The 25,323-nt window shown below is 58.7% G+C and carries 20 protein-coding genes; 12 read left to right on the forward strand and 8 right to left on the reverse strand.

The genetic code is table 11. The features are described 5' to 3' along the window. Positions 1–56 precede the first annotated feature (56 nt). The 3 genes from ABJ076_RS21690 to ABJ076_RS21700 form a co-directional block, all read right to left on the reverse strand. Positions 57–1,544 carry an FAD-linked oxidase C-terminal domain-containing protein gene (locus ABJ076_RS21690; protein ID WP_348194966.1) on the reverse strand — a complete coding sequence of 496 codons (1,488 nt, stop codon included), beginning with the start codon at positions 1,542–1,544 and terminating at the stop codon, positions 57–59. A 175-nt stretch (positions 1,545–1,719) separates the two neighbouring features. Then, positions 1,720–1,845: a type B 50S ribosomal protein L36 gene (gene ykgO, locus ABJ076_RS21695; RefSeq protein WP_193172723.1), complete on the reverse strand. Its 126-nt coding sequence runs from the start codon at positions 1,843–1,845 to the stop codon at positions 1,720–1,722. A gap of 126 nt (positions 1,846–1,971) precedes the next feature. Next, complete coding sequence (locus ABJ076_RS21700; protein WP_348194968.1) at positions 1,972–2,898, reverse strand: methyltransferase domain-containing protein; 927 nt, start codon at positions 2,896–2,898, stop codon at positions 1,972–1,974. A gap of 278 nt (positions 2,899–3,176) precedes the next feature. On the opposite strand from ABJ076_RS21700, the gene ABJ076_RS21705 reads away from it, so the two are divergent. Further along, positions 3,177–3,986, forward strand: coding sequence for a thioesterase family protein (locus ABJ076_RS21705; protein ID WP_348194971.1), 810 nt, complete (start codon positions 3,177–3,179; stop codon positions 3,984–3,986). Positions 3,987–3,989: 3 nt separating this feature from the next. Here ABJ076_RS21705 and ABJ076_RS21710 read toward each other — a convergent pair whose 3' ends face one another. Further along, a complete protein-coding gene (locus ABJ076_RS21710; RefSeq protein ID WP_348194973.1) occupies positions 3,990–5,594 on the reverse strand; it encodes a 5-guanidino-2-oxopentanoate decarboxylase in 1,605 nt (534 codons plus the stop codon). A 147-nt stretch (positions 5,595–5,741) separates the two neighbouring features. On the opposite strand from ABJ076_RS21710, the gene ABJ076_RS21715 reads away from it, so the two are divergent. The 8 genes from ABJ076_RS21715 to ABJ076_RS21750 all read left to right on the forward strand — a co-directional run bounded on the left by ABJ076_RS21715 (position 5,742) and on the right by ABJ076_RS21750 (position 16,535). Next, positions 5,742–6,488 (forward strand): aldolase, encoded by a 747-nt coding sequence (locus ABJ076_RS21715; RefSeq protein WP_348194975.1) that lies wholly within the window; start codon positions 5,742–5,744, stop codon positions 6,486–6,488. Positions 6,489–6,638: 150 nt separating this feature from the next. Then, positions 6,639–7,556: an HAD hydrolase-like protein gene (locus ABJ076_RS21720; RefSeq protein WP_348194978.1), complete on the forward strand. Its 918-nt coding sequence runs from the start codon at positions 6,639–6,641 to the stop codon at positions 7,554–7,556. Then, on the forward strand, positions 7,553–9,991 hold the full coding sequence (locus ABJ076_RS21725; RefSeq protein WP_348194980.1) for a glycosyltransferase: 2,439 nt from the start codon (positions 7,553–7,555) through the stop codon (positions 9,989–9,991). Before ABJ076_RS21720 ends, ABJ076_RS21725 begins: the two co-directional genes overlap by 4 nt. Beyond that, positions 9,984–10,856: a class I SAM-dependent methyltransferase gene (locus ABJ076_RS21730; protein ID WP_348194983.1), complete on the forward strand. Its 873-nt coding sequence runs from the start codon at positions 9,984–9,986 to the stop codon at positions 10,854–10,856. Before ABJ076_RS21725 ends, ABJ076_RS21730 begins: the two co-directional genes overlap by 8 nt. A 43-nt stretch (positions 10,857–10,899) precedes the next feature. Then, positions 10,900–11,856, forward strand: coding sequence for a calcium-binding protein (locus ABJ076_RS21735; protein WP_348194985.1), 957 nt, complete (start codon positions 10,900–10,902; stop codon positions 11,854–11,856). 135 nt (positions 11,857–11,991) lie between these two features. Further along, positions 11,992–13,698, forward strand: a complete 1,707-nt coding sequence (locus ABJ076_RS21740) for an ATP-binding cassette domain-containing protein (protein ID WP_348195074.1) — start codon at positions 11,992–11,994, stop codon at positions 13,696–13,698. Continuing rightward, positions 13,695–15,020 (forward strand): HlyD family type I secretion periplasmic adaptor subunit, encoded by a 1,326-nt coding sequence (locus ABJ076_RS21745; protein ID WP_348194987.1) that lies wholly within the window; start codon positions 13,695–13,697, stop codon positions 15,018–15,020. Before ABJ076_RS21740 ends, ABJ076_RS21745 begins: the two co-directional genes overlap by 4 nt. A gap of 81 nt (positions 15,021–15,101) precedes the next feature. Next, a complete protein-coding gene (locus ABJ076_RS21750; protein ID WP_348194989.1) occupies positions 15,102–16,535 on the forward strand; it encodes an ABC transporter substrate-binding protein in 1,434 nt (477 codons plus the stop codon). A gap of 10 nt (positions 16,536–16,545) precedes the next feature. Here ABJ076_RS21750 and ABJ076_RS21755 read toward each other — a convergent pair whose 3' ends face one another. The 3 genes from ABJ076_RS21755 to ABJ076_RS21765 form a co-directional block, all read right to left on the reverse strand. Next, positions 16,546–17,715, reverse strand: a complete 1,170-nt coding sequence (locus tag ABJ076_RS21755) for an aminotransferase class V-fold PLP-dependent enzyme (RefSeq protein WP_348194991.1) — start codon at positions 17,713–17,715, stop codon at positions 16,546–16,548. 23 nt (positions 17,716–17,738) lie between these two features. Then, on the reverse strand, positions 17,739–20,645 hold the full coding sequence (locus ABJ076_RS21760; protein WP_348194993.1) for an FAD-linked oxidase C-terminal domain-containing protein: 2,907 nt from the start codon (positions 20,643–20,645) through the stop codon (positions 17,739–17,741). Positions 20,646–20,736: 91 nt separating this feature from the next. After that, positions 20,737–21,594 (reverse strand): isocitrate lyase/PEP mutase family protein, encoded by an 858-nt coding sequence (locus ABJ076_RS21765; protein ID WP_348194995.1) that lies wholly within the window; start codon positions 21,592–21,594, stop codon positions 20,737–20,739. A gap of 152 nt (positions 21,595–21,746) precedes the next feature. Here ABJ076_RS21765 and ABJ076_RS21770 point away from each other — a divergent pair, with 152 nt between their 5' ends. Beyond that, the gene (locus ABJ076_RS21770) at positions 21,747–23,141 is read left to right on the forward strand and encodes a dipeptidase (RefSeq protein ID WP_348194997.1); all 1,395 of its coding nucleotides are present in this window, start codon (positions 21,747–21,749) and stop codon (positions 23,139–23,141) included. A gap of 55 nt (positions 23,142–23,196) precedes the next feature. Here ABJ076_RS21770 and ABJ076_RS21775 read toward each other — a convergent pair whose 3' ends face one another. After that, complete coding sequence (locus ABJ076_RS21775; RefSeq protein WP_348194999.1) at positions 23,197–23,574, reverse strand: tautomerase family protein; 378 nt, start codon at positions 23,572–23,574, stop codon at positions 23,197–23,199. 95 nt (positions 23,575–23,669) lie between these two features. On the opposite strand from ABJ076_RS21775, the gene ABJ076_RS21780 reads away from it, so the two are divergent. Beyond that, positions 23,670–24,527 carry a LysR family transcriptional regulator gene (locus tag ABJ076_RS21780; RefSeq protein WP_348195001.1) on the forward strand — a complete coding sequence of 286 codons (858 nt, stop codon included), beginning with the start codon at positions 23,670–23,672 and terminating at the stop codon, positions 24,525–24,527. A gap of 220 nt (positions 24,528–24,747) precedes the next feature. Beyond that, positions 24,748–25,311, forward strand: a complete 564-nt coding sequence (locus ABJ076_RS21785; RefSeq protein WP_348195002.1) for an N-acetyltransferase — start codon at positions 24,748–24,750, stop codon at positions 25,309–25,311. Positions 25,312–25,323: the final 12 nt, after the last annotated feature.

Consider the following 25,323-nt stretch of genomic DNA (forward strand, 5'->3'; position numbering starts at 1 on the left):
GGTCCCACCCGGTCGACCATCTGGCGCCCGAAATCCGTCACCATCATTGATCGATATCAAAACCGCGGAATGTCTGGAAACGGTAGTTGGCCGCCACTCACATGCATACGGCCAAGCTCGGCGCACCGATGCAACTGCGGGAAGACCTTGCCCGGGTTCAATAATCCGTCCGGATCGAAAGCGCATTTGACCCGCTGCTGCTGATTGAGGTCCGTCTCCGTGAACATCTCCCCCATAAGATCCCGCTTTTCGATTCCGACACCATGCTCACCTGTCAGAACGCCGCCAAGCTCAACGCAGGCTGTCAGAATGTCCGCGCCAAATGCTTCAGCCCGCTCCAGCTCACCCTCCTTGTTCGCATCGAACAGGATCAGCGGATGCAGGTTGCCGTCACCGGCATGAAAAACATTGGCAACCCGCAGATTGTGCTTCTTTGACATCGCACTCATCCGGGTGAGAATTTCCGGAAGCTGCTTGCGCGGGATGGTACCATCCATGCAGATGTAATCAGGAGAGATCCGTCCGACTGCCGGGAAAGCGGCCTTGCGGCCTGCCCAGAAGGTGTTCCGCTCGTCCTCGCTATCGCTGACGCGGACTTCGCTAGCACCGTTAGCTTCCGCAATCTCACGCACCCGGCCGATCAGGTAATCGACTTCGACCTCAGGCCCATCAAGCTCGACGATCAGGAGCGCACCAACATCGCGTGGATAGCCCGCATGGACGAAGTCCTCCGCCGCGTTGATCGCCGGATTGTCCATCATCTCCATGCCGCCCGGAATGATCCCCGCGCCGATCACGGCTGCGACACAAGCCCCGGCCTCTTCCGGAGTCGGAAAACCAACCAGCACGGCCCGCGCCGTCGATGGCTTGCGCAAGATCCGCACGGTGATCTCTGTCACAACGCCAAGAAGACCTTCGGACCCGGTAATCAGACCAAGGAAGTCATATCCGTCCGCTTCCAGATGCTTACCTCCGAAGCGCAGGATCTCGCCGTCGATGGTGACAAACTCGACGCCAAGAACGTTATTTGTGGTGAGGCCGTATTTCAGGCTGTGCACACCGCCGGAGTTCTCCGCGATATTTCCGCCGATCGAACAGGCAATCTGGCTGGATGGATCAGGCGCATAATAGAAACCGTCATCCTGAACGGCATGAGTTATGCCAAGATTGGTCACACCGGGTTGGGTCACTACCGCGCGGTTATCGTAATCGATATCGAGAATGCGATTGAACTTGCCAAGACCGAGCAGGACACCATCAGCCAGCGGCAAGGCTCCGCCGGATAGCCCCGTCCCCGCGCCGCGCGGCACGACCTTCACACCCGCTTCCTTGCAATAGCGCAGGATATCCGCCACCTGCTGCGTGGTTTCCGGCAGCACAACGATCATCGGGAGTTGGCGGTAAGCGGAGAGACCGTCGGTCTCATAGACACGCATCGAGTCCGTCTCGGTGATCACCCCCTCACCAGGGACGATTGCCCGAAGCGCGGCTGCGATCTCCTCGCGGCGACCGATAACCGACCGGTCCGGTTCCGGCATCTTCATAGCGCTCTCCCGAGTTCTTTTTCGACCACAATAAGGCCGTCGGACATTCGGGGCAATCTGACGTCATTTTTCCGCATGGGAAGATATGATACCACGATACGGAATTACTTTTCCAGACATGAAAAAGGCGGCTGTCCTTACGGACAGCCGCCTTGATCGGATCAGGCCGGGGCGATTAGCCCTGACGTGCCTTGAAGCGCGGATTCTGCTTATTGATCACGTAGGTCCGGCCTTTGCGGCGAACGACGCGACAATTACGGTCCCGCTTCTTCAGCGTCTTGATCGAATTCGCGATTTTCATGACACGAGTCCAAATAATTCCGTCGGGAAGGCTCGCTGCCTTCGAGAAGCGCGGAACATATGGTGGAGGATGGGGGTTGTCAACGCTTGATCCCCGAAAAACGCCCTTACGGAATTGTTTCCCTGATCAGGCCTTTACGGGCTTCAAAGCGAAATAACGGTGGAGTCGAATCTCGCCCGCCTCAAGCAGCGCCGCCAGCCGTGCCCAGCGCTCGACTTCTCCCATCAGAATCTCGAGTTGCCGGGGGCTGGCTGTGATCTTGCCTTCCTGATACCGGTCGATGAAGCTTTGGAAAGCGCGGGTCATGTAGCCGTGATAGTCTTTGCTGATGTTTTCGGACACCCGAACATCCATTTCCAACGCAGCCATTTCCGCGTCGTAACGATCCATCGTCCAGAGGTGAATCGGGAAAGGATCGTTTTTAATCCATTTCTGGACGGCCGCTGAAGGCTCCTTGCCAGGCGGGAGCACGAAATCAGTGAGCGACAATTGCCCATACATTCGAAGCGCGCGCTTCAGAGTACGCAACATCCGGGTCTTGTCCTCGGTCCTGAACATGAACTCCCTGGTCAGGATACAGTCGAAACTGTTCGCCTTGAGCGTGATCTTGGCCGGGTCATACTCCTGCAACTTGACCTTCGAGCGGGTCTGCGACATGTCGATATTGCGTTTGGAGATCTCGGCTAGCTCCGGCACGTTCTCCAGCAGCGTCGCATAGCAGCCAAACTGATTGACCACCGCGATCGTTCCACCGCCCATCCCACTGGTCAGATCGAGCAGGTTCATCTGGTTATCGAGAGCAAACGGCTTGGCCAGAGTCAGCGCGTGCTGCGCGCCGCCCGGCATGTTGAAGCCTTTACCCCAGATAGCCTCGATCATTTCGATGGTTTTCGGGTGCCACGGGCCGAGAATTTCTTCCTCTTCAGGCTCCTCATCCTCAATCTCGAAATCGATATCGAGTTTTGTCTCGTCGACAGAGAGCGTACGCAAAAAATCGTACCAGAAGCGCTTGGCGCGCTTTACCACTTTGCTCTGCCGCCAATCGCCCGCCAAATTATCCCCCAAAGACTTCACACAAATAAAAATACAATTTTACGTTAACCATGAATATTTTAACACTTTATGAATTTACCGCTCAGATTCACTTCATTCCACCTTTGATTTCAAATGAGAAATTTTCAGGCGTCGTTCATCAAAGACTTTCGCGTATCGCCCGTTTCACCGTTTTTTTCAAGTAATAGAAACACAAGTTCGTTGAAAAAGGGGAATTGACGATTATCGCTCGGGGCGGCCTATAGTCGCACCGTGAATCGCAAAATCGGACAATGGACATGAGTGCTGGATTCTCCGAAACCTTTCGGGGCGACGTAAAAGCCTGGGAATGCGACGTCGTCGAACATTTCACCGTCGCATTTTACTACGAGAAATTCGAGGCGGCCGGCTGGCGCTTCCTGAGTGACCACGGCGTCGATCCTCGGAAAACGCGCACAGTGGACTGCTACACACGTTACCATGCCGAACTTCGAAAGGGCGATCTGTTCCACATAGAAACCGGCCTGATCGAAACTGGGCTGCGCCCCGTCATCGCCCACAACCTCTTCAATTCAGAGACAGGGAAGCTCTGCACCACCATGGAGCAGACTCTGGACGGCGCCCCATTGACCGGCTCCAAAGTCGAGTGGGATGGACCGCCGAGGGAAAAGCGGGCGCCTGTAGCAGACTCAGCTAAATGGATCCGCGCCGGAATGGATGTAGTACGGCCGGGCGACTTGGACTGGGCAGGTAAGCTCGGCTTGGGCGGGCTGATCCACCAATTTTCCGGCTCCGGCTTCCATGCCCTTGCGACCATCGGCATGAGCCCCGCTTATCTGCGCGACAAACGTCGTGGCTTCTCGACCTTCGAATTCCAGATCAAGATGGATCACTGGCCAGATAGCGGCGATCTCGTGCATGTCGATAGCACAGTTGCCCATGTCGGCTCGTCCTCTGTGCGAATGGTCCATCGATTGATGGACACAACAAAGAACGTGCAATTGGCCGAACTCAGTCAGTTCGGGGTTCATCTTGACCTCGATGCGCGCAAGCCGACCCGGCTGCCGGAACCAATTCTCGAAAAGGCTAAAGAGCTGCTCGGGCGTTAGATCTCACGCATTAAGAAAAGCGGCGTCCGACCGAAGCTCGATCAAAGTCGGCCCTGCCGCCGCAAAAGCTTCGGCGAGCGCATTGCCGAAGCCTTCCGCACTTTCGGGCCGGGCATAACCGCAATGATAAGCCCCCGCGAGTGCGGAGAAGTCCGGCACCAGCAAATCCGTCCCGAGCGGCTGGACCCCTGCATCAATCATGTGATCCCGGATTTCGCCATATCCGCCATTGTTCCAGACAACCACGGGCAAAGGCATACGCAGCTCCGCCGCGACGATCAGTTCCTCCGCCGTAAACAACAAGCCGCCATCACCGGCAATCGCCATGGCCGGCCTGTTTGGCGCGCCCAGCTTGGCGCCTATTGCCGTCGGCACACCGGTGCCCAGCGTTCCGAAGCCGTTCGGGAAATGCCAGCCATTGGGGTGGCCGATCTGGAAATAGGAAGCGCCAGTATAGGCGACCTGCGTCGAATCGAGGGAGATGAAACAATTCTCCGGCAGATATTCGGCCAGCATATTGAGCATGCGGCACCGATTCATGGTTTCGGGCGTTTCATGCACAGCACGGTTTTCGCTCCAAAGTTTCGCCGCGCGCTCCTCTCCACCTGGAGCTGGCGCACCGTCAAGGTGTTTCGTCAGGGCTGCCATGGTCAGCGCAGCGTCCCCGAGGATCGCGAGATCGGGCCGGAAGCCGCGCACAAGCTGCGCCGGATCGATATCCACGCGGATCAGCCGATCTCCAAGTCGGATGCTCTCAGCACTCGTCCAGAAACTGGTCTCCGCTAATTCGGAACCCACCGCGAGGACGATGTCGGCATCGGCAAGAGCCCGCTGGGTCGGCTCAAGTTCAAGTGTTGCCCCGGCGCTCAGGGGGTGCGTTTCCGAAATCGTCCCTTTGGCGGCCGTAGTCGTCACGACCAGGGCGCCAAGCCGCTCCGCCAGTGCCAGTGCTTCGGCGCCGGCCCATTTCGCTCCGCCGCCGAGAAGCAGCACCGGCCGTTCCGCCTTAGACAAAAGTTCCGCCGCTTTGGTCACGACACCAGATTCCGGGGCTGGCTTTGGTGTCCTTGGCCATGCAGCGGCATCGACGTCGGCAGGCTGGTCGAACAAATCGCGCGGTACCTCCAGCCCAACGGGACGGGGACGCCCGCTGTCGAATTGGGCAAAGGTCTGCGCAAACACTTCCGGCAGGTTTTCGGGAGCCCGTAGCGGATGGTTGAACGCGGTAACTGTCCTTGCCGCGTCATTCTGGTTCGGCATTTCATGCAGGAAGCCCTGCCCCATACCGAGCTCGTTGCTCTTGTTCGCTGCGGCGACGACAAGCATCGGCACGGAATCCGAATAAGCCTGACCGATTCCTGTCGCGGCATTGAGTAGCCCAGGCCCGGTGATAACGGAGCAGGCGGCAGGACGGCCGGTCGCAAGGCCATATCCATAAGCCATAAGCGCTGCGCCCTGCTCATGTCGAGGCGTCACATGACGCAAACCGCTCGATACCAGCGCCCGGTAGAAGGCCACGGTATGCACGCCCGGAATGCCAAAGATCGTATCGATCCCGTAGTTTTCCATCAGTCCGACAATCGCATCGGCGCAGCTTCTCTCGGCCATTCCGCCCCCGTTACTTTCTGATAATTAACGCCGACCCGAGCCGGTACCCTGCACCAGTAGGCACTTCACGGGACCCTAACGCCCGGTCTATCGTCGGCAAAACAACAAATTCTTAAGCGCAGATAAGCCCACTTGGAGAGAGACGCCATGACCACGGACATTCAGCAAGCCCGCATCGACCTTGCCTGCTCACTTCGCTGGTCCGCCCGCATGGGCCTCAACGAAGGTGTGGACAATCACTTCTCTCTGGCCCTGCCCGATGATGACGGCGTCATGCGCGGCAACCGTTTCCTGATCAATCCGTTCGGCTGGCACTGGTCGGAAGTCACCGCCTCCTCAATGGTTCTCTGCGACGGCGACGGCAAGGTCCTGGAAGGCTCCGAAACGGTCGAGGACACGGCCTTCTTCATTCACAGTCAGATGCACAAGAACGTACCGAGCGCCGTTTGCATCATGCACACGCACATGCCCTATGCCACCGCCCTCACGCTGCTGGATGGTGGTCGGCTGGAGATGTGCGAACAGAACGCACTGATGTTCGACGACCGCATCGCCTATGACGACGAATATGAAGGTCTGGCGCTGGATGAAGATGAAGGCGCGCGGATGGCGAGCAAGATCGGCAATAATGCGATCCTGTTCCTTGCCTGCCATGGCATCATCACCACCGGGGCGACGGTGCAGGACACGTTCAACGATCTTTATTACCTGGAACGCGCCGCCAAGGTTCAGGTACTTGCGAAGTCCACTGGCCAGAAAATGCGGACCATCTCGGAGCGGGTTCGCTCCCATACACGCCAGCAAGCCTCAACCGAAAACGCGCGTGTTGCCGATCGTCATTTTAAGGCGCTGCGCCGGATGCTGGAAAAAGAAGAGCCCGATTTTCTGAATTAGGAAGACAAGATTTGTCATCACAGCACATATTGAGTAAACTTATATGGCGAATTTTAAAGCGTAAAAATATAGCTTTGAGAGCAAATTGATTGGTGGCACGATCCCGTTTTGCTGTGGGCAAAGTTCCGCGGCGACGCAGGACCGGGATCGATGGACGGGCACGGGAAAATCGATAGCGATGCCGAGCGGGGGAATAGTGCGCCTACAGATCATGCGCTATTTCCCTATCTTAGCATTCAGAAAGAGGCCAACAGCCTGCGGTCCTTTTATGCCGATCCGGCTAACAGAACACAGCTCCTTGAGGCAATAGGCCGGACTATCGCAGCCCACAAGATCACTCTGCTTTCTATCGACGTCTTCGATACAGCCTTGCTCCGGTCACCGGGATCAGAACTTGGCCGTTTCTGGTCTCTCTCAAAGCGCTTCTATGAAACCATTCCGGAACGCGCCACCGGGCCTGATCCGACGCCGGAAGACACATTGCTTGTCCGCATCGCCGCGATGCGCGCCGCCTACGGAATGCAGCGGCACTCCATCGTTGGCAGCGATCCGTCGCTCGACGAAATTGCCGGAACCGTCTGCGCACTTCTCAATCGACCGGATCTGACGGAACACTACATCCGGACTGAGGAAGAATGTGAGATCGAGGATGTTTCGCTCAATCCGCTGGTCCCCGAGCTCAGAGAGCGATTCCCCTCGCTTCGCACTGTGTTTCTCTCCGACATGTATCTCGACAGTCGGCGGATCGGACAAATTCTCGCGGCAAAACACCATTCCGGATCTCCCCCAAAGATCTATTCCTCAGCGGATGGCAACGGTAGCAAGATTGACGGTGGCCTGTTCGACTATGTTTCGAAGGCACTCAACGTTGAACCGAGTCATGCCCTGCATATCGGCGACAATCTGGAGCACGATTACCGCGGCGCAAAGCGTCGCGGCTGGCATGCGCTGCATCTTCCCTTGCCGGACAAAGAGCTTCACCAACGACGAACCCGTTTTGCCGAAACCCGTGCGGAGATCACCACACTGGATGCCGGTTTCGCGCATGAATGCAGGTTCGCGCCATGATAAAACGGTCCAAAGGAAAAAGAGGCCCCCGGGAGATCGGACGAGACCTTCTCGGTCCGCTCGTGAACCTCTACCTACTGAGGCTGCACGCGCATCTTTTACAGACCGATCCAAAGCGCGACCGTATTCTGTTCGGGCTCCGTGCCGGCCTTCGTATACGCTCCCTCTACAGCAAATGGCTGGAGCAGCGTGGTTCGACCCTTCCCGATCATGCCGTTCTGTTCAAGACCTCGCGCCTCATGGCAGTCAAGGCAGCCTTCAAAGCAGCCCCGGACCTAGCCCTGACCGCTCTCGCCCAGGAACTTGATGGAGAGAGCCTCGACACCATCGTCCGAGCCTTGCTCCGTACGGAGTCTCCAACCAGCCACCTGAAACGAGACATTCCCCAGATCCGGCAACAGCCACTTCACGAGTTCCTGCGCAGGGACATTCCAGTAGCAAAGCGCGTACGGCGCCATCTGAACCAACAGGCGCACCTCTTCGGTGACTATCTCGATGTCATCGCAGGACCGGCGGAGAGGCTTGTTCTGATCGATACCGGATGGCGCGGCACTCAACAACTTCTGCTCGAACGGACCTTCCCTGAGAAAGACTGGAGTGGTCTGTATTTTGGCTGTATCGGGCGCGCTGATATTCTCGGGGCCCGTCCCGGGAGAATGTCCGGGCTGATGTTCGACAGCCCGGACATCGATCCAGAAAACCTTGCCTCGGTCCTCGTCCTTCACCGTCACCTGATCGAAAACCTGTTCGAGCCTTCTTTACCTTCGATCGAGCAACTCGACCGCAAGGACATCGACGCCGTGGCACACGGAGCAGCGACAGAAAACCAGAGCCAGGAATTGCCCGACCTGGCCTATGAAGGCGTCATCGAGCATATCGAAGCCCGCGCATCGGACAATCCGCTGGAGATTTCAGCCGCTTACGCGATGGCGATGACCCGCCTCCCAGACATGATCGCGTCCCCCACCCCGGCAGACCTGGAACAGCTCGCGCTAAAACCGCGCTCTCTCGATCTTGGGCGCACAGGCTCGGTTTCCGTCCTGCTGCCGGCAAAGGACCGCTATCCAGGCGATACGCCAGAAAAGCGGATCGAAGAGGCACTCTGGGGATCGGGTCAAGCGACACTTGAGTTTGACGGAGAACGTCGGGAACGCGCCCAACGGACATTGCAAGCGAAGGTTACACGGTCGCCATGCGCGGATGAGCCATCCGTTGCGATCATCACCCGCACCAAGGATCGCTCCATCCTTCTGGAAAGAGCCGCCCGCAGCGTTGCCAGGCAGACCTATCAAAATGTCCGCTGGGTTATTGTAAACGATGGCGGCGATCCGGAGCCGGTGCGCACTGTTCTGGAAGGATCTCTGGTCGATCCGGGCCGGGTTATCTTCCTCTCGCACCCGGAAAGCCTCGGTATGGAAGCGGCATCCAACGCCGGTATCCGCGCCTCTTCCTCCAATCTGATTGTCATCCACGACGACGACGACAGCTGGGAGCCGGATTTCCTCGAGCAATCCGTCAGTTTCTTGAATCGGCATAAAAGTCTTTACGACGGCGTCGTCTGCCACAGCATTCATATCGAAGAGGTTATCTCCGGCACCACAGTCCTTGAATGCGGCCGCCGCCCCTTCAACAACTGGCTCCAGAATGTGCAGATCGCTGAAATGGCGGCCGGCAATGTGTTCCCACCGATTTCTTTCCTGTTCCGCCGCACATTATGGGAGCGCCTTGGCGGGTTCGACGAGACACTCCCGGTGTTGGGGGATTGGGATTTCAATCTGCGCTTTCTGATGGAAGCCGATATCGGTGTGCTGCCATTGCCGTTGGCTAAATATCATCACCGTTCTGATGAAGGTGAAGACACGGGCGGCAGTTACGCGAATTCCGACAGCGGACGTGAAAATCCGCATGTCGCCTTCAGTGCCATATTGAGAAACCGCTATCTCCGGCGTGCAGCGCGCGAGCCGGGATTTGCCACGCTCGCAGGGCTGATGGGACACGCATATGGATTAGGAGACTTGCGATCACGTCTCCAGACAGCCCCGATCAATGTATCCGGCAGAACAGATGGAGTGGAAACGGAAAGACTGAAAACACGCTGTGACGACCAGCAACAGGAACTCGACCGGCGCTGGGTTCTCCTGCAAATGACCGTAACAGAGATCATCCGCACTCGGGGCCTGTCCGTCGAGGCGGGCGATCTGATCCGGCAGATCTCAGGCCTGGCCGATCAATATATCCAGTCGACCGTGATCCAATCGCCGCCGGACTTCGACGAGATGGCGTACCGGATGGAAAACCCTGATATCGCCCGGGCGATTGCCGAGGGACGCTTCAAAACCGCTTTTGACCACTTCACCAAGTTTGGCCGGCACCAGGGTCGGCAGCGGCCACATGTGGAGCATGTCGACGAGCAACGGATATCCGCCGATGACTGAGCCACTTCCAGCGACCAGCGCCTATATCAGCGCCTTGCAGACAGAAATCAATGCCAACGCGGGAAAGGCGCAGCGGGTGCGGCAAACTATCGAATCCTGCTGGTCCATGGCGACAAGCGCGCTCCCACCAGCAGCCATGATGAACGTCGTCGGGAGTCCGGACGAGACCCATTTCCGAGCGACGATGTGCGATCTGTTTGGCGAGTTGGTACAGCGCGGCAACATCGACCGGACGCACACAGTCCTCGACCTCGGTTGCGGTTGCGGGCGGCTGGCGATCCCCTTGGCCGAGCATCTGGACGCAGGAGCCTATTTCGGAGTCGACGTTTGGCTAGAAGGGATCAATTGGTGCCGAAACAACATAACCTCCGACACTGGCAGCATCCGCTTCATTCAGCGAGAAGCCGTTAATAACTACTATTTCGAGCCCCGCGATGCTGGTGCCGCCAACCGCTATCACCTTTCAGAGCTGCAAAGTGAGCAGGTCGATTTCGCTTTCGCCGTCTCTCTCTTTACCCATCTCCAGAAACAGGATTGCATCAGCTATTTCTCGGAACTGTCCCGCGTATTGAAGCCCGGCGGCTGTGCGTATCTGACCTGCTTCATCATTGACGAATTCTTCTTCGATTTCGTGCGCCGGACCGGCCTGCACCGGTCCGTCTCACAGGAGGAGCAAGGGTGCTATTACGCCTATCAGGGGCAGGATTTCTTCGCCGGCTACACCAGCGCGACCTGGACCCGGATGCTGGAGGACAGTGGCCTCAGAGTCGTGGGGTTCGACCCCGGGAAATGGGCCGAAAAACCAGGCGCCCTGCACTATCAGGACACTTTCATGGTCGTACCTCAAGGGTATCGAAAGGACTGACATTGGCCATGACATCGACCCGACCGCAAAGGAGGAACATCTCGTGGCATCCATAGTAGGGGGAAGTTTTGATCCGATAGAAAATCAGAACATAGACGCGGAGCAAAGCACGCTCATTCGCGACTTCCTCGATAGAATCGGCGTGTCGGAAGGGGCGATTGAGACAGTTGCTATTGAGTCATCTGACAACTCGTCCGGCATCGAAAACCTGCAACCATTCGTCATCTCTGAAGCGACGCCCGCGGCGACCGTTCTGGCTCCTGATGGAGAGCAGATTTCGATCTCACTTGATCCGGAATCCGCAGCCGGACAGATCCTGATCGTGCAGGGCGTCGGCGATGCCCTGATTACCGGCGGAAGCGGTGGTGACAAGGTTCACGCAGGCAGTGGCGACGATCTTGTTCGCGGCGGAGTCGGCTCCGATTACTTGGCCGGCGGCCTCGGCGATGACATCATTTACGGCAACACGGAAAGCGACACGCTCTTCGCGGGCGACGGTGCGGACAGCCTTTTCGGCGGCCAGGGAGAAGATTGTATATCTGGCGGGGACGACAGCGATTTCCTCATGGGGAATAAGGGCGCTGACATCGTCTACGGAAATACCGGTGACGATATCATCTACGGAAACCAGCAGAATGATGTGGTCTACGGCGGCGCTGGCAGTGACACTCTCTATGGCGGTCAAAACGACGACACCCTGGAGGGCGGGCGTGGGGACGACGTCTTGCACGGAAATCTCGGTGGCGATCAATTTGTCTTTCGAACCAATAGCGACGTCGATGTCATCTATGACTTTGTCGCCGGTACCGACACGATCAGGGTTGCTAACGGGATTAATGGCTTATCGGTCGCGGAACCAGGCGATCTTGCCAGCCGCATTTCCAGCGACGCGCAGGGAAATGCAGTGATCGATTTCGGCAACGGCAATGTCGTTACCATCGATGGCCTGAGTGCAAACGACCTGCTTGGCGACATAAGCTCCTTCATCAGCGTGGGCTGACATAGAACCCAGCGCAGATTGAGACTCTCGAACTTCGCCGGAAAGTGTTGAAAACAAATACAGACCAGACGGCTCGCACACAGATGCAGTCAATTTTACAAACTTTTTGGTTGTATTTATGCGAAATCAAGAATGATGCCAAAGCAAGACAGTGCAGCCTCGCCCTCATCCCAGCGCTTTCAGTCAATACTTCTGAAGTGCGTCCCGGGATTGATACTCTGCATTGTTCTGAGTTTTGCAATTTCACTCACTATGTTTGTTCCTCCACTTTACATGCTGAAACTGTTCTCCGGCGTAACGGCAAGCGGCAGCGTTGCGACCATCGCCGGGTTGTCGATCCTCGCCGGCGGAGCCATTCTTCTTTATGCCATCCTCGATTACCTACGCAGCCTGACCTATCAACGTCTTTCCGGCTGGCTGGCGGAGCGACTTGGCGACGTCGCAATCGCGCCGATCTCGGCGCTCTCTCTCAGTGGCGGCGAACGACCGGCCGAGTTGCTTAAGGATATCGGGCTGCTGCGCGATTTTGTTTCAGGTGGCGCTTTAACCGCCGGACTGGAAATGGTCTGGGCACCAATGTTCTTCGGAGCCCTCTTCCTTATGCATCCCTATTTCGGATGGCTCGGACTCGGCGCGGGGTTTGTTCTCCTCGTCATGGCCGCTGCGAACGATCTCCTGACCAGAGCGCCAGCCAGGCAAAGCAGAGACTCAGCTGAGGCCGCCTACCGCGAGATCGGCGATGCCCTGCGCTGTGGCGAAGTCATTGATGCTATGGGAATGCTTGGCAACGTCGCACGGAGATGGCGCGCTCAAAACGCCGCAATGATCGCCGCAAACATGCGCGGAGCTGAACGCCAGGCTATCATTCTGAGTACGGCGAGAGGCTTCCGTCTCGCCGTACAATTGGCCGTGTTCGGTGGCGGCACATTACTTGTTCTTGAACAGGCCGCCAATTTCGGCACGTTGCTCGCCAGCTCCATCATCCTCGGGCGTGCGCTCGCCCCGCTTGAGCAACTTCTCGACCGTTGGCGTCATTGGAATGCGGCGGCAGACGCGATCCAGCGCATTGCGGCGACGCTTGATGAACCCGGACGGTTGCAGCGCTCTTGGATGCCCCAACCCCGTCCGTGCACCAGACTAAGTCTCGATAATGTCTCTTTTGTTCCCGCAGGTGCATCGCGGCCAGCCCTGAAAGGCATCTCGTTCGAGCTCGGCAGCGGAGAGTTCGTCTGTATCGCAGGCGCTGCGGCGTCTGGAAAAACCACGCTCCTTCAGCTCATGACGGGCCTCTGGCAACCAACCGCCGGCTTCGTCACGCTGGACGGCCACGAAACCCATAGCTGGAGCAGGGACGATTTCGGTCATCATGTCGGATATCTGCCCCAATCGGTCCAGCTTTTCGGCAGATCTGTTAGCACGATTATTTCCCGGAATTCGGAGGGCGATCCCTACGCAACGGTCAAAGCCGCAAAGCTTGCCGGTATTCACAACGTGATCGGCAGACTGTCCAATGCTTATGACAGCCCAATCGACACGCTTACAGGCGGGCAAAGGCAACAGATTGGCATTGCCCGCGCCTTTTACGGCGATCCCGCGCTGATCCTGCTGGACGAGCCGGATAGTAATCTGGACGCACGCGCCCTCAAAGCCCTGCTAACCACGCTCAAATGGCTGAAAGAGAGAGGCCGGATGATCATTGTCACCAGCCATCGCCAGGAGATGCTGCGCAGTGCGGACCGGGTGATCCTGCTGGATAATGGAGCCATCGCAAAAATCGCTGTCCCGGCTCCGCTACCAGCAGCCGACCTTTCACCTCCGTTGCCCGAACCGGCTCCATCATGAGTACGCTCGCAGATTGCCGAACCGGGAAGTTCGATGCCGGTCCCCGCATCGGTTTCATTGGCCTGTCCGCCCTCTCCGCGATTTCACTCTTCTTGATCGGAGCAATGCTCTGGAGTTGGCTCGTTCCAATCAATGCAGCGGTGCTGGCTGAGGGCCGCGTGCTCGTTCAATCCTATAAAAAAACCGTTCAGAGCCGCGACGGGGGACGAATATTGCGGCTTCTGATTTCGGAAGGAGACAGCGTTACCCTTGGGCAACCGCTGCTACGCTTCGATCCGTCAGAAGCCTGGACTGAGCATGACACGACACGCAATCAGCTGATGCAGGTTCGTGGCAGGGAGGCGCGGCTATCGGCTGCCCTGCGCGGCGCAGACAAGCCGGATTGGCCATCGGCTCTGACCGGGAACGCAACAGACGCCGATGCCCAGCGAGTGATGCAAATCGAGCAGACACTGTTCACCGCGGCAAGAGAGGAACAGAAAGGCAAGGAGCTGGTGCTGGCACGCCGGATTGCAGAAATAGAGGAAGAGGTGCGCTCCCTGGAGGCACAAGTTCAATCCACGAATAGGCAGCTTCCGATGATCGAGGAGGAAGCTGCAGATGTTTCCACCTTGCTGAGCAAGGGACTGGAGCGAAAACCCCGGCTGCTGGCCCTGAAGCGCGCCCGCGAAGCCCTTCTCGGCCAGCGGAACACACTCCGGAGCAAGATCGCCCAGGCAGAGGAAAATCTCGCAGCAGCCCGGCTCAACCTCCTGGCCTTCCGAAGCCAGAGCCAGACGGAACTCGCCGAATCCCTGACCCGAACCTCTAACGAGATCGCAACGTTGCGCCAGAAGTTGAAAAGCGCCCGTGACCGGCTCCGCAACACGGAAATACGTGCGCCCGCATCGGGCGAGATTGTCGATCTCGCTTTCCATACGATCGGCGGTGTGGTGCAGCCGGGTGAACCGATACTGAGCATCGTGCCGAGGCAGGATGAGCTGGTTGTCGACGCCCGCGTCCGCGCGGCGGATATCGACGCGGTTTATCGCGGCCAACTTGCAGAAATCCGTATCAGGTCCCACCGTTGGAGAGACAGGCCGCCGCTGCATGCGCGGGTCGTCCGGATTTCAGCGGACCTGCTGGAAGACGAGAAAACCGGACAGCCTTTCTATGAGGCAAGGTTGCGGCTCGATTCCAGCAATGGTCAATCCGCGGCCATATCGGCCCTGAAGGTCGGAATGGCCGCTGACATTGCTCTTCTGACTGAAGCCCGGACAGCAACCGACTACGTGCTCGGACCTATCTCCCAAATCCTTTTCCGCGGTTTTCGGGAAGATTGATCGAGGCATTTCGCTGAGCGAGACGCTCACAATTAACTCCGCGTCCCCTGCACGATATGCTCTTCGTAGAGGGAGAGAACAATGACGCCGACCACAACGATTTTGCAGTCACGCATCGAACTTGTTGATCCGCAGGACTGCACCGACAACTCAGACACTTTAGCCATGCTGGAGGCCATGTTCGACGCACTCGTCCGGCGAGGTGCAGACGGACGGTTCATACCTGCTCTCGCGGAGAGCTGGACATTGGCTGACGATGCCTGCCGCTGGACCTTCCGGCTCCGGCCGGGGCTACGCTTTCACGACGGCAGTCCGCTTGATGCGGAGGCAATGAAATACTCCATCGAACGAATGCAGCGGCCCGACATCGGCGCAACCCTCGGCGCACCGGCTGTCTGGGGGCAGTATCTCGGCGGCGCCCGTATCACTGCCCCCGACCCTCTGACCCTGACGATAGAGACGGTAGAGCCGACTGCTGATCTGCTTGATATTCTGGTCTCCGGCTATGCCCTGCCGCCCCATCTGGCAGACCGCCCCGACTTTCTGCACCATCCTGTCGGCAGCGGGGCTTTCCAGTTCGATGGCGCCGAGGCCGGTCGGGAGGTTCGCATGACAGCCAATCCACATTGGTGGGGTGGTGCCCGGCCACAAGAACAACTGATCTGGCATTGTGTGCCGTTGTCAGAAGCGCGAGCGGGAGCGATCGCAGCCGGTCGAGCACAGATAGCGACCCGACTCTCACCGGTAGATGCAGCGCTGCTTGGCGACAGCATCACGCAGCACGATTATTTCGACCCGACAGCGATCATCTACTTGCTGAATGCCGCATCGGGGCCGTTCAGCGATCCCCGGGTACGGCGCGCGATCGCGCTCGTTGTCGACAGGCAGGCGCTTATCGCAGAGGTGCTCGACGGCGCAGGAGCGCCGCTGGGCGGTTTTATCAGCAGTGCCCATATCGGCGCCGCAGCCGAGCCGGCAGATATTATACCCGACCTCGGGACAGCTCGGGCCCTTCTTGCCGAAGCCGGGTATGGCGACGGTCTCATGCTGAATGTAGACTGCCCGACAAAACTACCGGACGAAGCGCAGGCCCTGACCAGCGCCCTCGCCCGTCAGTTGGCGCTCATCAATGTCACGCTCATTGTTCACACGGTAGAGGATCGAGTGGCCTATGCGGAGCAGATCCGGGACAAGAAAATCCACGACATGTGCGTTTTCGATTCCAGCCCGATGAGCACGTTCCGCGTGCTGTACGAAAAGATCGACAGCCGGGTCCGTGGTTCCTGGTGGGAAGGATATCGCAACGACGCGGTGGAGGCTCTGCTCGACCGCTCCCGGCGCATCGTTGATCCAGTCGCCCGCGAAGAAATCCACCGGCAGAGCTACATTGCTCTCCGGCAGGACCCGCCGTGGCTACCGCTATATCATCATCGTTTCGCGGCGGCGATCGCCGGCGATCATCCGGACTGGCGGATGCGCGCCGACGGTGTTCTCGATGTAACGACCCTGCCCTGAGTTCAAACCGTCAGGCGTTGCCGGTCAGATACTCCATAGCAGCCTGGGCGCCGCCCTTCTTGTGCGGCACACCGGCAACGGCAAAGCCCATCTCGACGCCAGAGAGGGTGCCCATCAGCATCAAGTCATTGAAGTAACCAAGGTGACCGATGCGGAAGACCGTATCCTTTACCTTGCCGAGGCCGGAGCCGAGAGACATGTCGAACTTGTCCAGTACGGTGGCCCGGTAGCTGTCCGCGCTATGCCCCTCCGGCATGACAACGGCGGTCAGGACTGGGCTGTATTCGTCGGCGGACTGACAGAGCACTTCAAGCCCCCAGGTCCGGACGGCACGTCTGGTCGCCTCGGCGAAGCGTTCATGGCGGGCGAAGACATTGTCCAGCCCCTCTTCCATCAGCATGTCGCAGGCTTCGTTCAGGCCGTAGAGCAGGTTGGTTGAAGGGGTGTAGGGGAACCAGCCATCCGCGTTCATGCCGATCTGGCTGTTCCAGTCCCAGTAGGAACGATTGATGCGCGCATTTTCGTTTGCCTTCAGCGCCTTCGGACCGACTGCATTGAAGCCAAGTCCAGGTGGCAGCATCAGGCCCTTCTGGGAGCCGCTGACGGTGACATCCACGCCCCATTCGTCGTGCTTGTATTCGGCCGAAGCGAGGCCGGAGATGCTATCCACCATGAACAACGCCGGATGGTTCGCCGCGTCGATGGCCTTGCGGACCTTCTGGATCTGCGAGGTCACACCCGTCGAGGTCTCATTATGGACGACACAGACAGCCTTGATCTCATGCCCCTTGTCTTCCAGCAGCCGTGCCTCGATGGCCGCCGCATCGACGCCATGGCGCCAGTCACCGGAGATCACTTCCGGCTGCAGCCCCAGACGCGTGGCGAGTTCTGCCCAGAGCGAGGAGAACTGGCCGGTCTCGAACATCAGCACCTTGTCGCCGACATTCATGGTGTTGACCAATGCCGCTTCCCAGGCACCGGTGCCGGAAGACGGCAGGATCACAACCGGGCATTCCGTCTGGAAGATCGGCTTCACCTTTGCCAGCACCTCGTTCGCGAGAGTCTGGAATTCCGGGCCCCGATGGTCGATCGTTGGCTGTCCGATAGCGCTTAAAATACGGCCGGGCACGTGGCTCGGCCCGGGAATTTGCAAGAAATGCGGGCCGGATTTATAGGTCATGAAACGTCTCCTCTGATTGGCCGTTACGCAAGCGCTCGGTCCAGAATAGTTGCGACATGCACCGCCTCGCGGGCGGCACCGTCCTTGATCTGATGGCGACAGGAGGTGCCGTCGGCGACGAGCAGAGTGTCCCCGTCGGCCGCGCGAACGGCGGGTAGCAAATCGCGCTCCGCCATGGCCATCGACACCTCAAGGTTTTTTGCTTCATAGCCGAACGCCCCGGCCATGCCGCAGCAGCTCGACTGGATGACTTCAACGTCCATGTCCGGCACGAGCCGTAGCGCAGTCTCGACCGCGCCCATCGCAGCGAAAGCCTTCTGATGGCAATGGCCATGCACCAGCGCTTTTGCGGCAACCGGCTTGAAGGCTGCGGCGATCTTTCCGGCCTGTTGCTCCCGGGCGATGAATTCCTCGAACAGCAGGGCATGTTCAGCGATCAGGTCCGTGTCCGCACCCGGCAACATCGCCTTGAATTCGTCCCGTAATGTGAAGAGACAGGACGGCTCCAGTCCGACAACCGGAATACCGCGTCGTGCATAGGGCAGATAGGCCGCGATCATGCGCCGGGCTTCTTCCTTCGCCTTATCGACGAGGCCGGAGGCCAGGAAGGTTCGTCCGCAACAGAGATGGCGTCCGCCCTCGCCGCGTGGATCGACGACATGGACGCGATAGCCCAGAGCCTTCAGGACCCGCAGCGCGGCACGCAGGTTCTCCGGCTCGAAATAGGTGCTGAACGTGTCGTTCAGCAACACCACGTCGCGCCCGTCATTTTCATCCGGATCGATATCGTCAGCCTCGCCACCGGAAAACGGCACGTCGCTCCAGACCGGCAGACTGCGCTTGGCGCTGAAACCGAGTAGCGCCTCGGACAAGCCTTTCAGCCCCGGCACCACATCCCGCGCATTCGCCAGATAGCCAAAACGGGACGCCGCCTCCGCATAGCGCGGCAGGTAGGATACGAGACGGTCCTTTAACTTTAAACCATGCTTCTTCGTGTAGTGATGCAGGAACTCTACTTTCATGCGCGCCATGTCGACGCCGGTCGGGCATTCCCGCTTACAGCCTTTGCAGGAAACGCAGAGATTCATGGTCTCTTTCATTTCCGGCGCAACCAGCGCCTCGGGGCCGAGTTGACCGGACAGCGCCAGCCGGAGCGTGTTTGCCCGGCCTCGGGTCAGGTCTTTTTCATTGTTCGTTGCCCGGAAGCTCGGGCACATCACACCCGCATCCCGTTTGCGGCAGGCACCGTTGTTGTTGCACATCTCCACCGCACCGGAGAGGCCGCCCCACTCCGACCAGTCCAGCGCCGTCTCGATCGGAACTGGCGCATAACCAGGCTTGAAGCGAAACAGGGAACGGTCGTCCATTTTCGGCGGATCGACGATACGGCCCGGATTCATCAGACACTCCGGATCGAACGCGCGCTTCACCTCGCCGAAGGCATTGACCAGCCGCTTGCCGAACATCTTCTCATGGAACTCGGACCGGACAATGCCGTCGCCATGCTCCCCGGAATGGGAACCCTTAAATTCCCGCACCATGTCGAAAGCGGCCTCGGCGATAGCGCGCATGCGCTTCACATCGCCCTCTTCCCGCATATTCAGCACCGGGCGGACATGCAGACACCCGACAGAGGCATGGGCATACCAGGTGCCGTGCGTCCCGTGCCTCTCGAACACCTCGGTCAACCGGTCTGTAAATTCGGCCAGATCTTCCAGCGGAACAGCACAATCTTCGATGAACGAGACCGGTTTTCCGGCCTGTTTCATCGACATCATGATGTTGAGACCCTGGCGCCGGACTTCCCCGATGGTGGCCTGCAGGGCTGGCGCAGTCGCATCCACCACCGCATCCGGATAGCCGAGATCGGCCATCAGCACTTCGAGTTGGCGCAACTGGGTGACGCAGGCCGCATGGTCTTCACCCGCAAACTCGACCACAAGAACCGAATCCGGCTCACCCTTCACGAATTCCGCGATCATCGGTTTGAAGATCGGGATTTCGCGGGCAAGCTCGATCATGTTCCGGTCGATCAACTCGACCGCGTGCGGCTTCAACTTGACGATATGCTGGGTCGCGTCCATCGCCTTGTAGAAGGTTGGGAAATGGCAAACGCCCATGACCTTGTGGGTCGGAATACGGTGCAGCTTCAACTCGACCTGGCGGAACGCAGTCAACGTCCCTTCTGAGCCGACCAGCAGGCTCGCCATATTGTGCCCGGCGGGATTGATCGTGTTGATATTGTAGCCGCCAACCCGGCGCATGAGCTTCGGAAACTTCGCAGCAATCTCGCCACCTTCACGGTCGGCAATAGCGCGCATTTCCTGTACCAGATCCCGGTAGCGCGGCTCTGTCTCGATGGCACCGAGATTGCCCGGCACCGATCCGAAATGAAGCTGCTCTCCGGTCGGCAGCACGGCATCGATGGAGAGCACATTGTCCACCATGATGCCGTAGTGGATGGACCGGCCGCCGCAGGAATTGTTCGCCGTCATGCCGCCAATGGTGGCCCGGCTGGCTGTCGAAACATCGACGGGGAAGAACAGGCCATAAGGCTTCAGCGCAGCATTCAGATGGTCAAGCGCAATGCCCGGCTCAACCACCGCACGCATGTTTTCCGGATCGATTTCGATGATCCTGTTCAGGTGCTTCGAGCAATCGAGCACCAGGGCCTCGTTCACCGTCTGCCCGCACTGACTGGTACCGCCTCCGCGCGGCAACAGAGACACTCCGTTCTCCCGCGCGATCTCCATCGCCGCAATCAGATCCGCCTGGTTCTGTGGGATGACAACGCCGACCGGCTCGACCTGATAGATCGAGGCATCGGTCGCATAGCGGCCACGGGAAAAGCGGTCGAAAAGTACCTCTCCCTGCAACGCGCGCTCAAGGCGCGCGGCCAGATCCCCATCTCTTGGCGACACGGCGGCCATCACTTAACTCCTGACAAAAACTGTGTGCGGAGTCTGGCGAATTATTCCACCATGACAAATCGACTTCCACAATGCGGCACCACACCGCATATCAGTCCTGCGCGTGGGTTTTTTCGAAATCCCAAACATCGCCGAAACCCATGGTGCGGGAGAAAGCACCGAAATCGTCCAGCTTCTGGGACGCTCCTTTGCTGGAGCCAGTCTCTTTCAACCGCCCATAGACAGAACGGAGCGCCGCGCCCATGGCCAGGAAGCCAGTGCCCGGATAGATCGCCATGGAATAACCGAGATCGGTGTATTCTTCAGCGCTCAGGACCGGTGTCTTCCCGCCTTCGACCACGTTGACCAAAAGCGGTTTGTCGAAACTGCCGCAGATCTTCTCCATTTCCTCAACCGTTTCCGGGGCCTCGATGAAGAGTACATCCGCCCCCGCCTTGGCGAAGGCCTCACCCCGGCGCAGGGCTTCGTCGAGCCCGTAGTTCGTGCGCGCATCTGTGCGGGCGACGATGGCGAAATCCGCATTGTCCCGGCTCTCCACCGCGACCTTGATCTTCTGCACCATGTCCTCGAGCGGGATCACCTTCCGGTTCGGAGTGTGCCCGCATTTCTTCGGGAACTCCTGATCCTCAAGCTGGATACCGGCCGCACCCGCTGCCTCGTAGCCGCGCACCGTGTGCTGCACGTTCAGCAGACCGCCATAGCCGGTGTCACCATCCGCAACCAGCGGCGCCGAGACCGTATCCGCCAGCACCTTCACCCGGCCAACCATGTCGGTGTAACTGGCTAGCCCCGCATCAGGCAGCCCGAGATGAGAGCCGACAGCGCCGTAACCGGTCATATAGAGCGCTTCAAAGCCAAACTCGTCGGCTATGCGCGCGGAAATACCATCGAAGATACCGGGGGCAATCAAAAGCTTACCCGGCTTGATCAGGTCCAATAGCCGCGTCACGGCGCTTCCTCCAAAAATCTCGGGCCAGTCTTAAGTTCAAGCCCTTGTTCCGGGGACGATACCCAGCCAGACTGGCGACAATCAATCTTCGCGCTTTCCACTCTCGGAAAAACAGCCTGCGCGGATTGCCCTCAATGCGAACATGGTGACACATGACACAGGATCTTCTCGCCCCCGTGCTGACTCGTATCGATGCCGGCCTGGACCAGTCAGTCGAACGGCTTGTCGACGTGCTGCGTATACCCAGCATCAGTACTGACCCGAAATATGCGCCGGATGTGCGTCGAGCCGCCGAATGGATGGCCGGCCAACTTACCGAAATCGGCTTCGACGCAGCCGTCCGCGACGCCAAGAAGCATCCGATGGTGGTGGGCCACTTCAAGGGGCCAGAAGGCGCGCCTCATCTGCTTTATTATGGCCACTACGACGTCCAACCGGCGGATCCCTATGAGCTTTGGGACAGTGATCCTTTCGAGCCGAAGATCGTCGAGGCGGAGCGCGGAAAACGCATCGTCGCCCGCGGGGCTGTGGACGACAAGGGCCAGGTGATGACCTTCATCGAAGCCTTCCGCGCCTGGATCGCGGTGCATGGCACGCTTCCCATCGACGTCACGGTGTTGCTGGAAGGCGAGGAGGAAAGCGGGAGTGAAAGCCTGGAGCCCTTCCTCAATGCTCATAAGGATGAGCTAAAAGCCGATGCCTGCATGGTCTGCGATACCGGCATGTGGTCAGTCGACCAGCCGGCGATCAGCTATATGCTGCGTGGCATTGTCTCCACCGAGGTCAAGATCACGGGACCAAGCCGGGATCTGCATTCCGGCATGTATGGCGGTGGTGTCATCAATCCGATCAACCTGCTGGCAAAAATCCTGGGCGATTTCCATGATGAAACCGGCCGGATCAAGATCGAAGATTTCTACGAAGACGTGCTGCCGGTCGGTGAGAACGAGTTGAAACAATGGGAAGGGCTCGGCTTCGACGAGGAAGCTTTCCTGAAGGAAGTCGGCCTCGAAGTCTCGGGCGGCGAAGAAGGTTATAGCGCGCTCGAACGGCTGTGGGCGCGGCCGACCCTGGACGTGAACGGCATTACCGGCGGTTATCAGGATCCGGGCGGAAAAACCGTCATCGCCGCCGAGGCCTCGGCCAAGATTACCTGCCGGCTGGTGCCGGACCAGGACCCCGAAAAGATCATCGAAGGCCTGAAAAAGTTCGTCGAGGACAGATTACCGAAGGGCTACACACTAGAGATCGTCTATTCCGAAGGTTTCCCGGCATTGCGGGTACCGACCGACTCGGACTATCTGCGCGCAGCGCAGGCAGGGCTTCGCGACGAGTATGACCGGGACGCACTCTTGATTGGAATGGGCGGCTCCATTCCGGCGGCGGGCTCGATCCGGAACATTCTGGGTCTCGACAGTTTGCTTGTCGGCTTTGGCCTGGAAGATGACCGTGTGCATAGCCCGAACGAGAAGTTCGAAATGGTCTGCTTCCACCGGGGTATCCGCTCCAACGCCGCGATCATGGCTCGGCTGGCGGAACTCGCTTGATATTACTGTCACGGACGGCCACTCGACTGATTGAGTGGCCGTCCGCGTTGACGCGCTAGAGCGTGACGGGGACACCGTTGCCGACAGACCAGTTCGCCTTCGGCGTCGTGTAGATATTGATGAATAGATCTTCCGGCCTGATCCCAGGATCTTCCCCCAGCAGATCCGCGAGTCTCTTGAACAATGACTTGTGATGTTCGGCCATTCGCGTGTCGAACACGGTGATCTGCATGTAAATGGTGTCTTCGCTTCGCTTGATGCCAAATGCCGAGCCTGTACGAAAATTTGCCTCCTCATGCTCGGTGATAGTCATGAACTGGTCATCCTCAGGAACATTCAGCACCTCCCGGAATGCGCGATAGAGAGAGTCGAAAATAGCCTGCCTGTAGGCCTCGGGCTTGCCTTTGCGTAACTGGATTTGTGCGATCGGCATCAATTGTCCTTTCATTTTCATGGGACTTTGACAATGCGGATGCGTGTGTTATTTAAAAACCCTATCAATCTCTATAACTATCATAACAATTCAAAATGATACGTCACACACTCGACCTGGATGCTGTTCAGGCATTTGTCCGCGTAGCGGAACTCGGAAGTTTCACCCGAGCTGCGGAAATCTCAGGAACGACGCAATCGGCCGTAAGCCTGAAAGTGAAGCGCCTCGAAGACAGGCTCGGCTGCAGGTTGATCGAACGGACGCCTCGGCATGTGAAGCTTTCAGTGCGCGGGGCTGCTTTCCTTGGCCACGCCCGCGGATTGCTGGACGCACAGGATCGGGCTCTGAACGCGCTTGACGAAACACGCCATCGCATCGCCATCGGCATAAGCGACCATGTCGCCGGGCCAGAACTCCCAGCCCTGATCAGGCACATGAACGCCCAGAATCCCGATTTGCTGATTGAAATCAGGATCGGGTCATCGGGCGATCTGCTTCAGCAATACGACAGCCGGGAACTGGATGCTGTCATTGCCCGTGTAGATACCGGACGCGACGACGGCGAAACGTTCGCCGAGGAGAGTTTCCATTGGTTCGCGGCCATCGGGTGGCAGCATCGCCCCGACGACGCAATACCCGTCGCCAGCATGCCCGAGCCGTGCGGCGTGCGCCTGATGGCTGGCGACCTGCTCGACGCGGCCGGGGTCACATGGAGAGAGACTTTTGTCGGTGGAGGCGTCGCCACGGTTGCGGCGGCGGTGATGGCCGGCCTCGGCATTGCCGCCCTTTCCCCCCGAATGCTGCCACTCGGCGCCGTCGATGTTGGTCCAAAACTTGGCCTTCCCGACTTACCACGTTTACCCTTGGTGCTGCATTCCCGCGTGACCGAGGAGCGCCCACGCGATGCATTGCTTGCTCTCAAGGCTGCCTTCAAAAGTGTTGTGCGGGATTAAAGGCAACTCTTCAGGCATTTTTTCTCGCATCGCCGTGCCGCATCGTGTAATTGCAAATTTCCTCTTAGGGAAATGAACCGAGATGATTCTGAAGGCCAACGATTTGCGACGAGCAAACCCGCGACGACGACGTATCGCCGCGCGTAGTGCGCTGTCCGTCATCACGCTCTAGGCCGCTTCCCTTTTCGGGACGGCCACCCCAAGGCCGGAAATCCCGACAATGATCGTCATCGAAAAAGAAAACGCCGCCGACGCGGCTGCTATTGAGTCTCTGCTGAATACTGGTTTCGGCGAGGAACGCCTCTCCAAGACCGTCTACAAGCTGCGGCAGGGTCCGTCTGTGCCATCCCTCAGCCTCGTTGCCCGCACGGGGTTTGATGCCAAAATCGGCGCCTCCATCCGGTTCTGGCGCTGCGACGTAGAAAACGGGGATACGGTGATGCCCGCGCTGGTCCTCGGCCCGCTGGTGGTCGATCCGGCCCTGCAAGGCAAGGGCCTCGGCCGCACACTTGTCGCCAGGGCATTGGAAGAAGCGGACCAGGAAGGCTGGGATCTTTGCCTCGTGGTCGGCGAAGCTTCCTATTACAGTCCCTACGGCTTTGTACTGGCCGAGCCTTACGGGTTCGAACTACCTGGACCAGTCGACCAACCGCGCTTCCAGGTTCGAGCCGCCCCCAACCTGCTGCAATCCCTCGCGGATAAACCGATAATCCGCGAAGTGCTGCCTAGGAGCGGCAAGACAAGTGACGTACAAGGAGCGCGGGGCGCATCCTGCGCAGCCTGATTTCCCCAGTGA

Source organism: Nisaea sp. (assembly GCF_039990255.1).
GTDB lineage: Bacteria > Pseudomonadota > Alphaproteobacteria > Thalassobaculales > Thalassobaculaceae > Nisaea.

What these genes read in the sequence shown, in the direction of transcription:
- ABJ076_RS21690 (WP_348194966.1), bottom strand. Translation starts at nt 1,544, where the DNA reads ATGAAGATGCCGGAACCGGACCGGTCGGTTATCGGTCGCCGCGAGGAG.
- ykgO (WP_193172723.1), bottom strand. Translation starts at nt 1,845, where the DNA reads ATGAAAATCGCGAATTCGATCAAGACGCTGAAGAAGCGGGACCGTAAT.
- ABJ076_RS21705 (WP_348194971.1), top strand. Translation starts at nt 3,177, where the DNA reads ATGAGTGCTGGATTCTCCGAAACCTTTCGGGGCGACGTAAAAGCCTGG.
- ABJ076_RS21710 (WP_348194973.1), bottom strand. Translation starts at nt 5,594, where the DNA reads ATGGCCGAGAGAAGCTGCGCCGATGCGATTGTCGGACTGATGGAAAAC.
- ABJ076_RS21715 (WP_348194975.1), top strand. Translation starts at nt 5,742, where the DNA reads ATGACCACGGACATTCAGCAAGCCCGCATCGACCTTGCCTGCTCACTT.
- ABJ076_RS21720 (WP_348194978.1), top strand. Translation starts at nt 6,639, where the DNA reads ATGGACGGGCACGGGAAAATCGATAGCGATGCCGAGCGGGGGAATAGT.
- ABJ076_RS21725 (WP_348194980.1), top strand. Translation starts at nt 7,553, where the DNA reads ATGATAAAACGGTCCAAAGGAAAAAGAGGCCCCCGGGAGATCGGACGA.
- ABJ076_RS21730 (WP_348194983.1), top strand. Translation starts at nt 9,984, where the DNA reads ATGACTGAGCCACTTCCAGCGACCAGCGCCTATATCAGCGCCTTGCAG.
- ABJ076_RS21740 (WP_348195074.1), top strand. Translation starts at nt 11,992, where the DNA reads ATGCCAAAGCAAGACAGTGCAGCCTCGCCCTCATCCCAGCGCTTTCAG.
- ABJ076_RS21745 (WP_348194987.1), top strand. Translation starts at nt 13,695, where the DNA reads ATGAGTACGCTCGCAGATTGCCGAACCGGGAAGTTCGATGCCGGTCCC.
- ABJ076_RS21750 (WP_348194989.1), top strand. Translation starts at nt 15,102, where the DNA reads ATGACGCCGACCACAACGATTTTGCAGTCACGCATCGAACTTGTTGAT.
- ABJ076_RS21755 (WP_348194991.1), bottom strand. Translation starts at nt 17,715, where the DNA reads ATGACCTATAAATCCGGCCCGCATTTCTTGCAAATTCCCGGGCCGAGC.
- ABJ076_RS21760 (WP_348194993.1), bottom strand. Translation starts at nt 20,645, where the DNA reads ATGGCCGCCGTGTCGCCAAGAGATGGGGATCTGGCCGCGCGCCTTGAG.
- ABJ076_RS21770 (WP_348194997.1), top strand. Translation starts at nt 21,747, where the DNA reads ATGACACAGGATCTTCTCGCCCCCGTGCTGACTCGTATCGATGCCGGC.
- ABJ076_RS21775 (WP_348194999.1), bottom strand. Translation starts at nt 23,574, where the DNA reads ATGCCGATCGCACAAATCCAGTTACGCAAAGGCAAGCCCGAGGCCTAC.
- ABJ076_RS21780 (WP_348195001.1), top strand. Translation starts at nt 23,670, where the DNA reads ATGATACGTCACACACTCGACCTGGATGCTGTTCAGGCATTTGTCCGC.
- ABJ076_RS21785 (WP_348195002.1), top strand. Translation starts at nt 24,748, where the DNA reads ATGATCGTCATCGAAAAAGAAAACGCCGCCGACGCGGCTGCTATTGAG.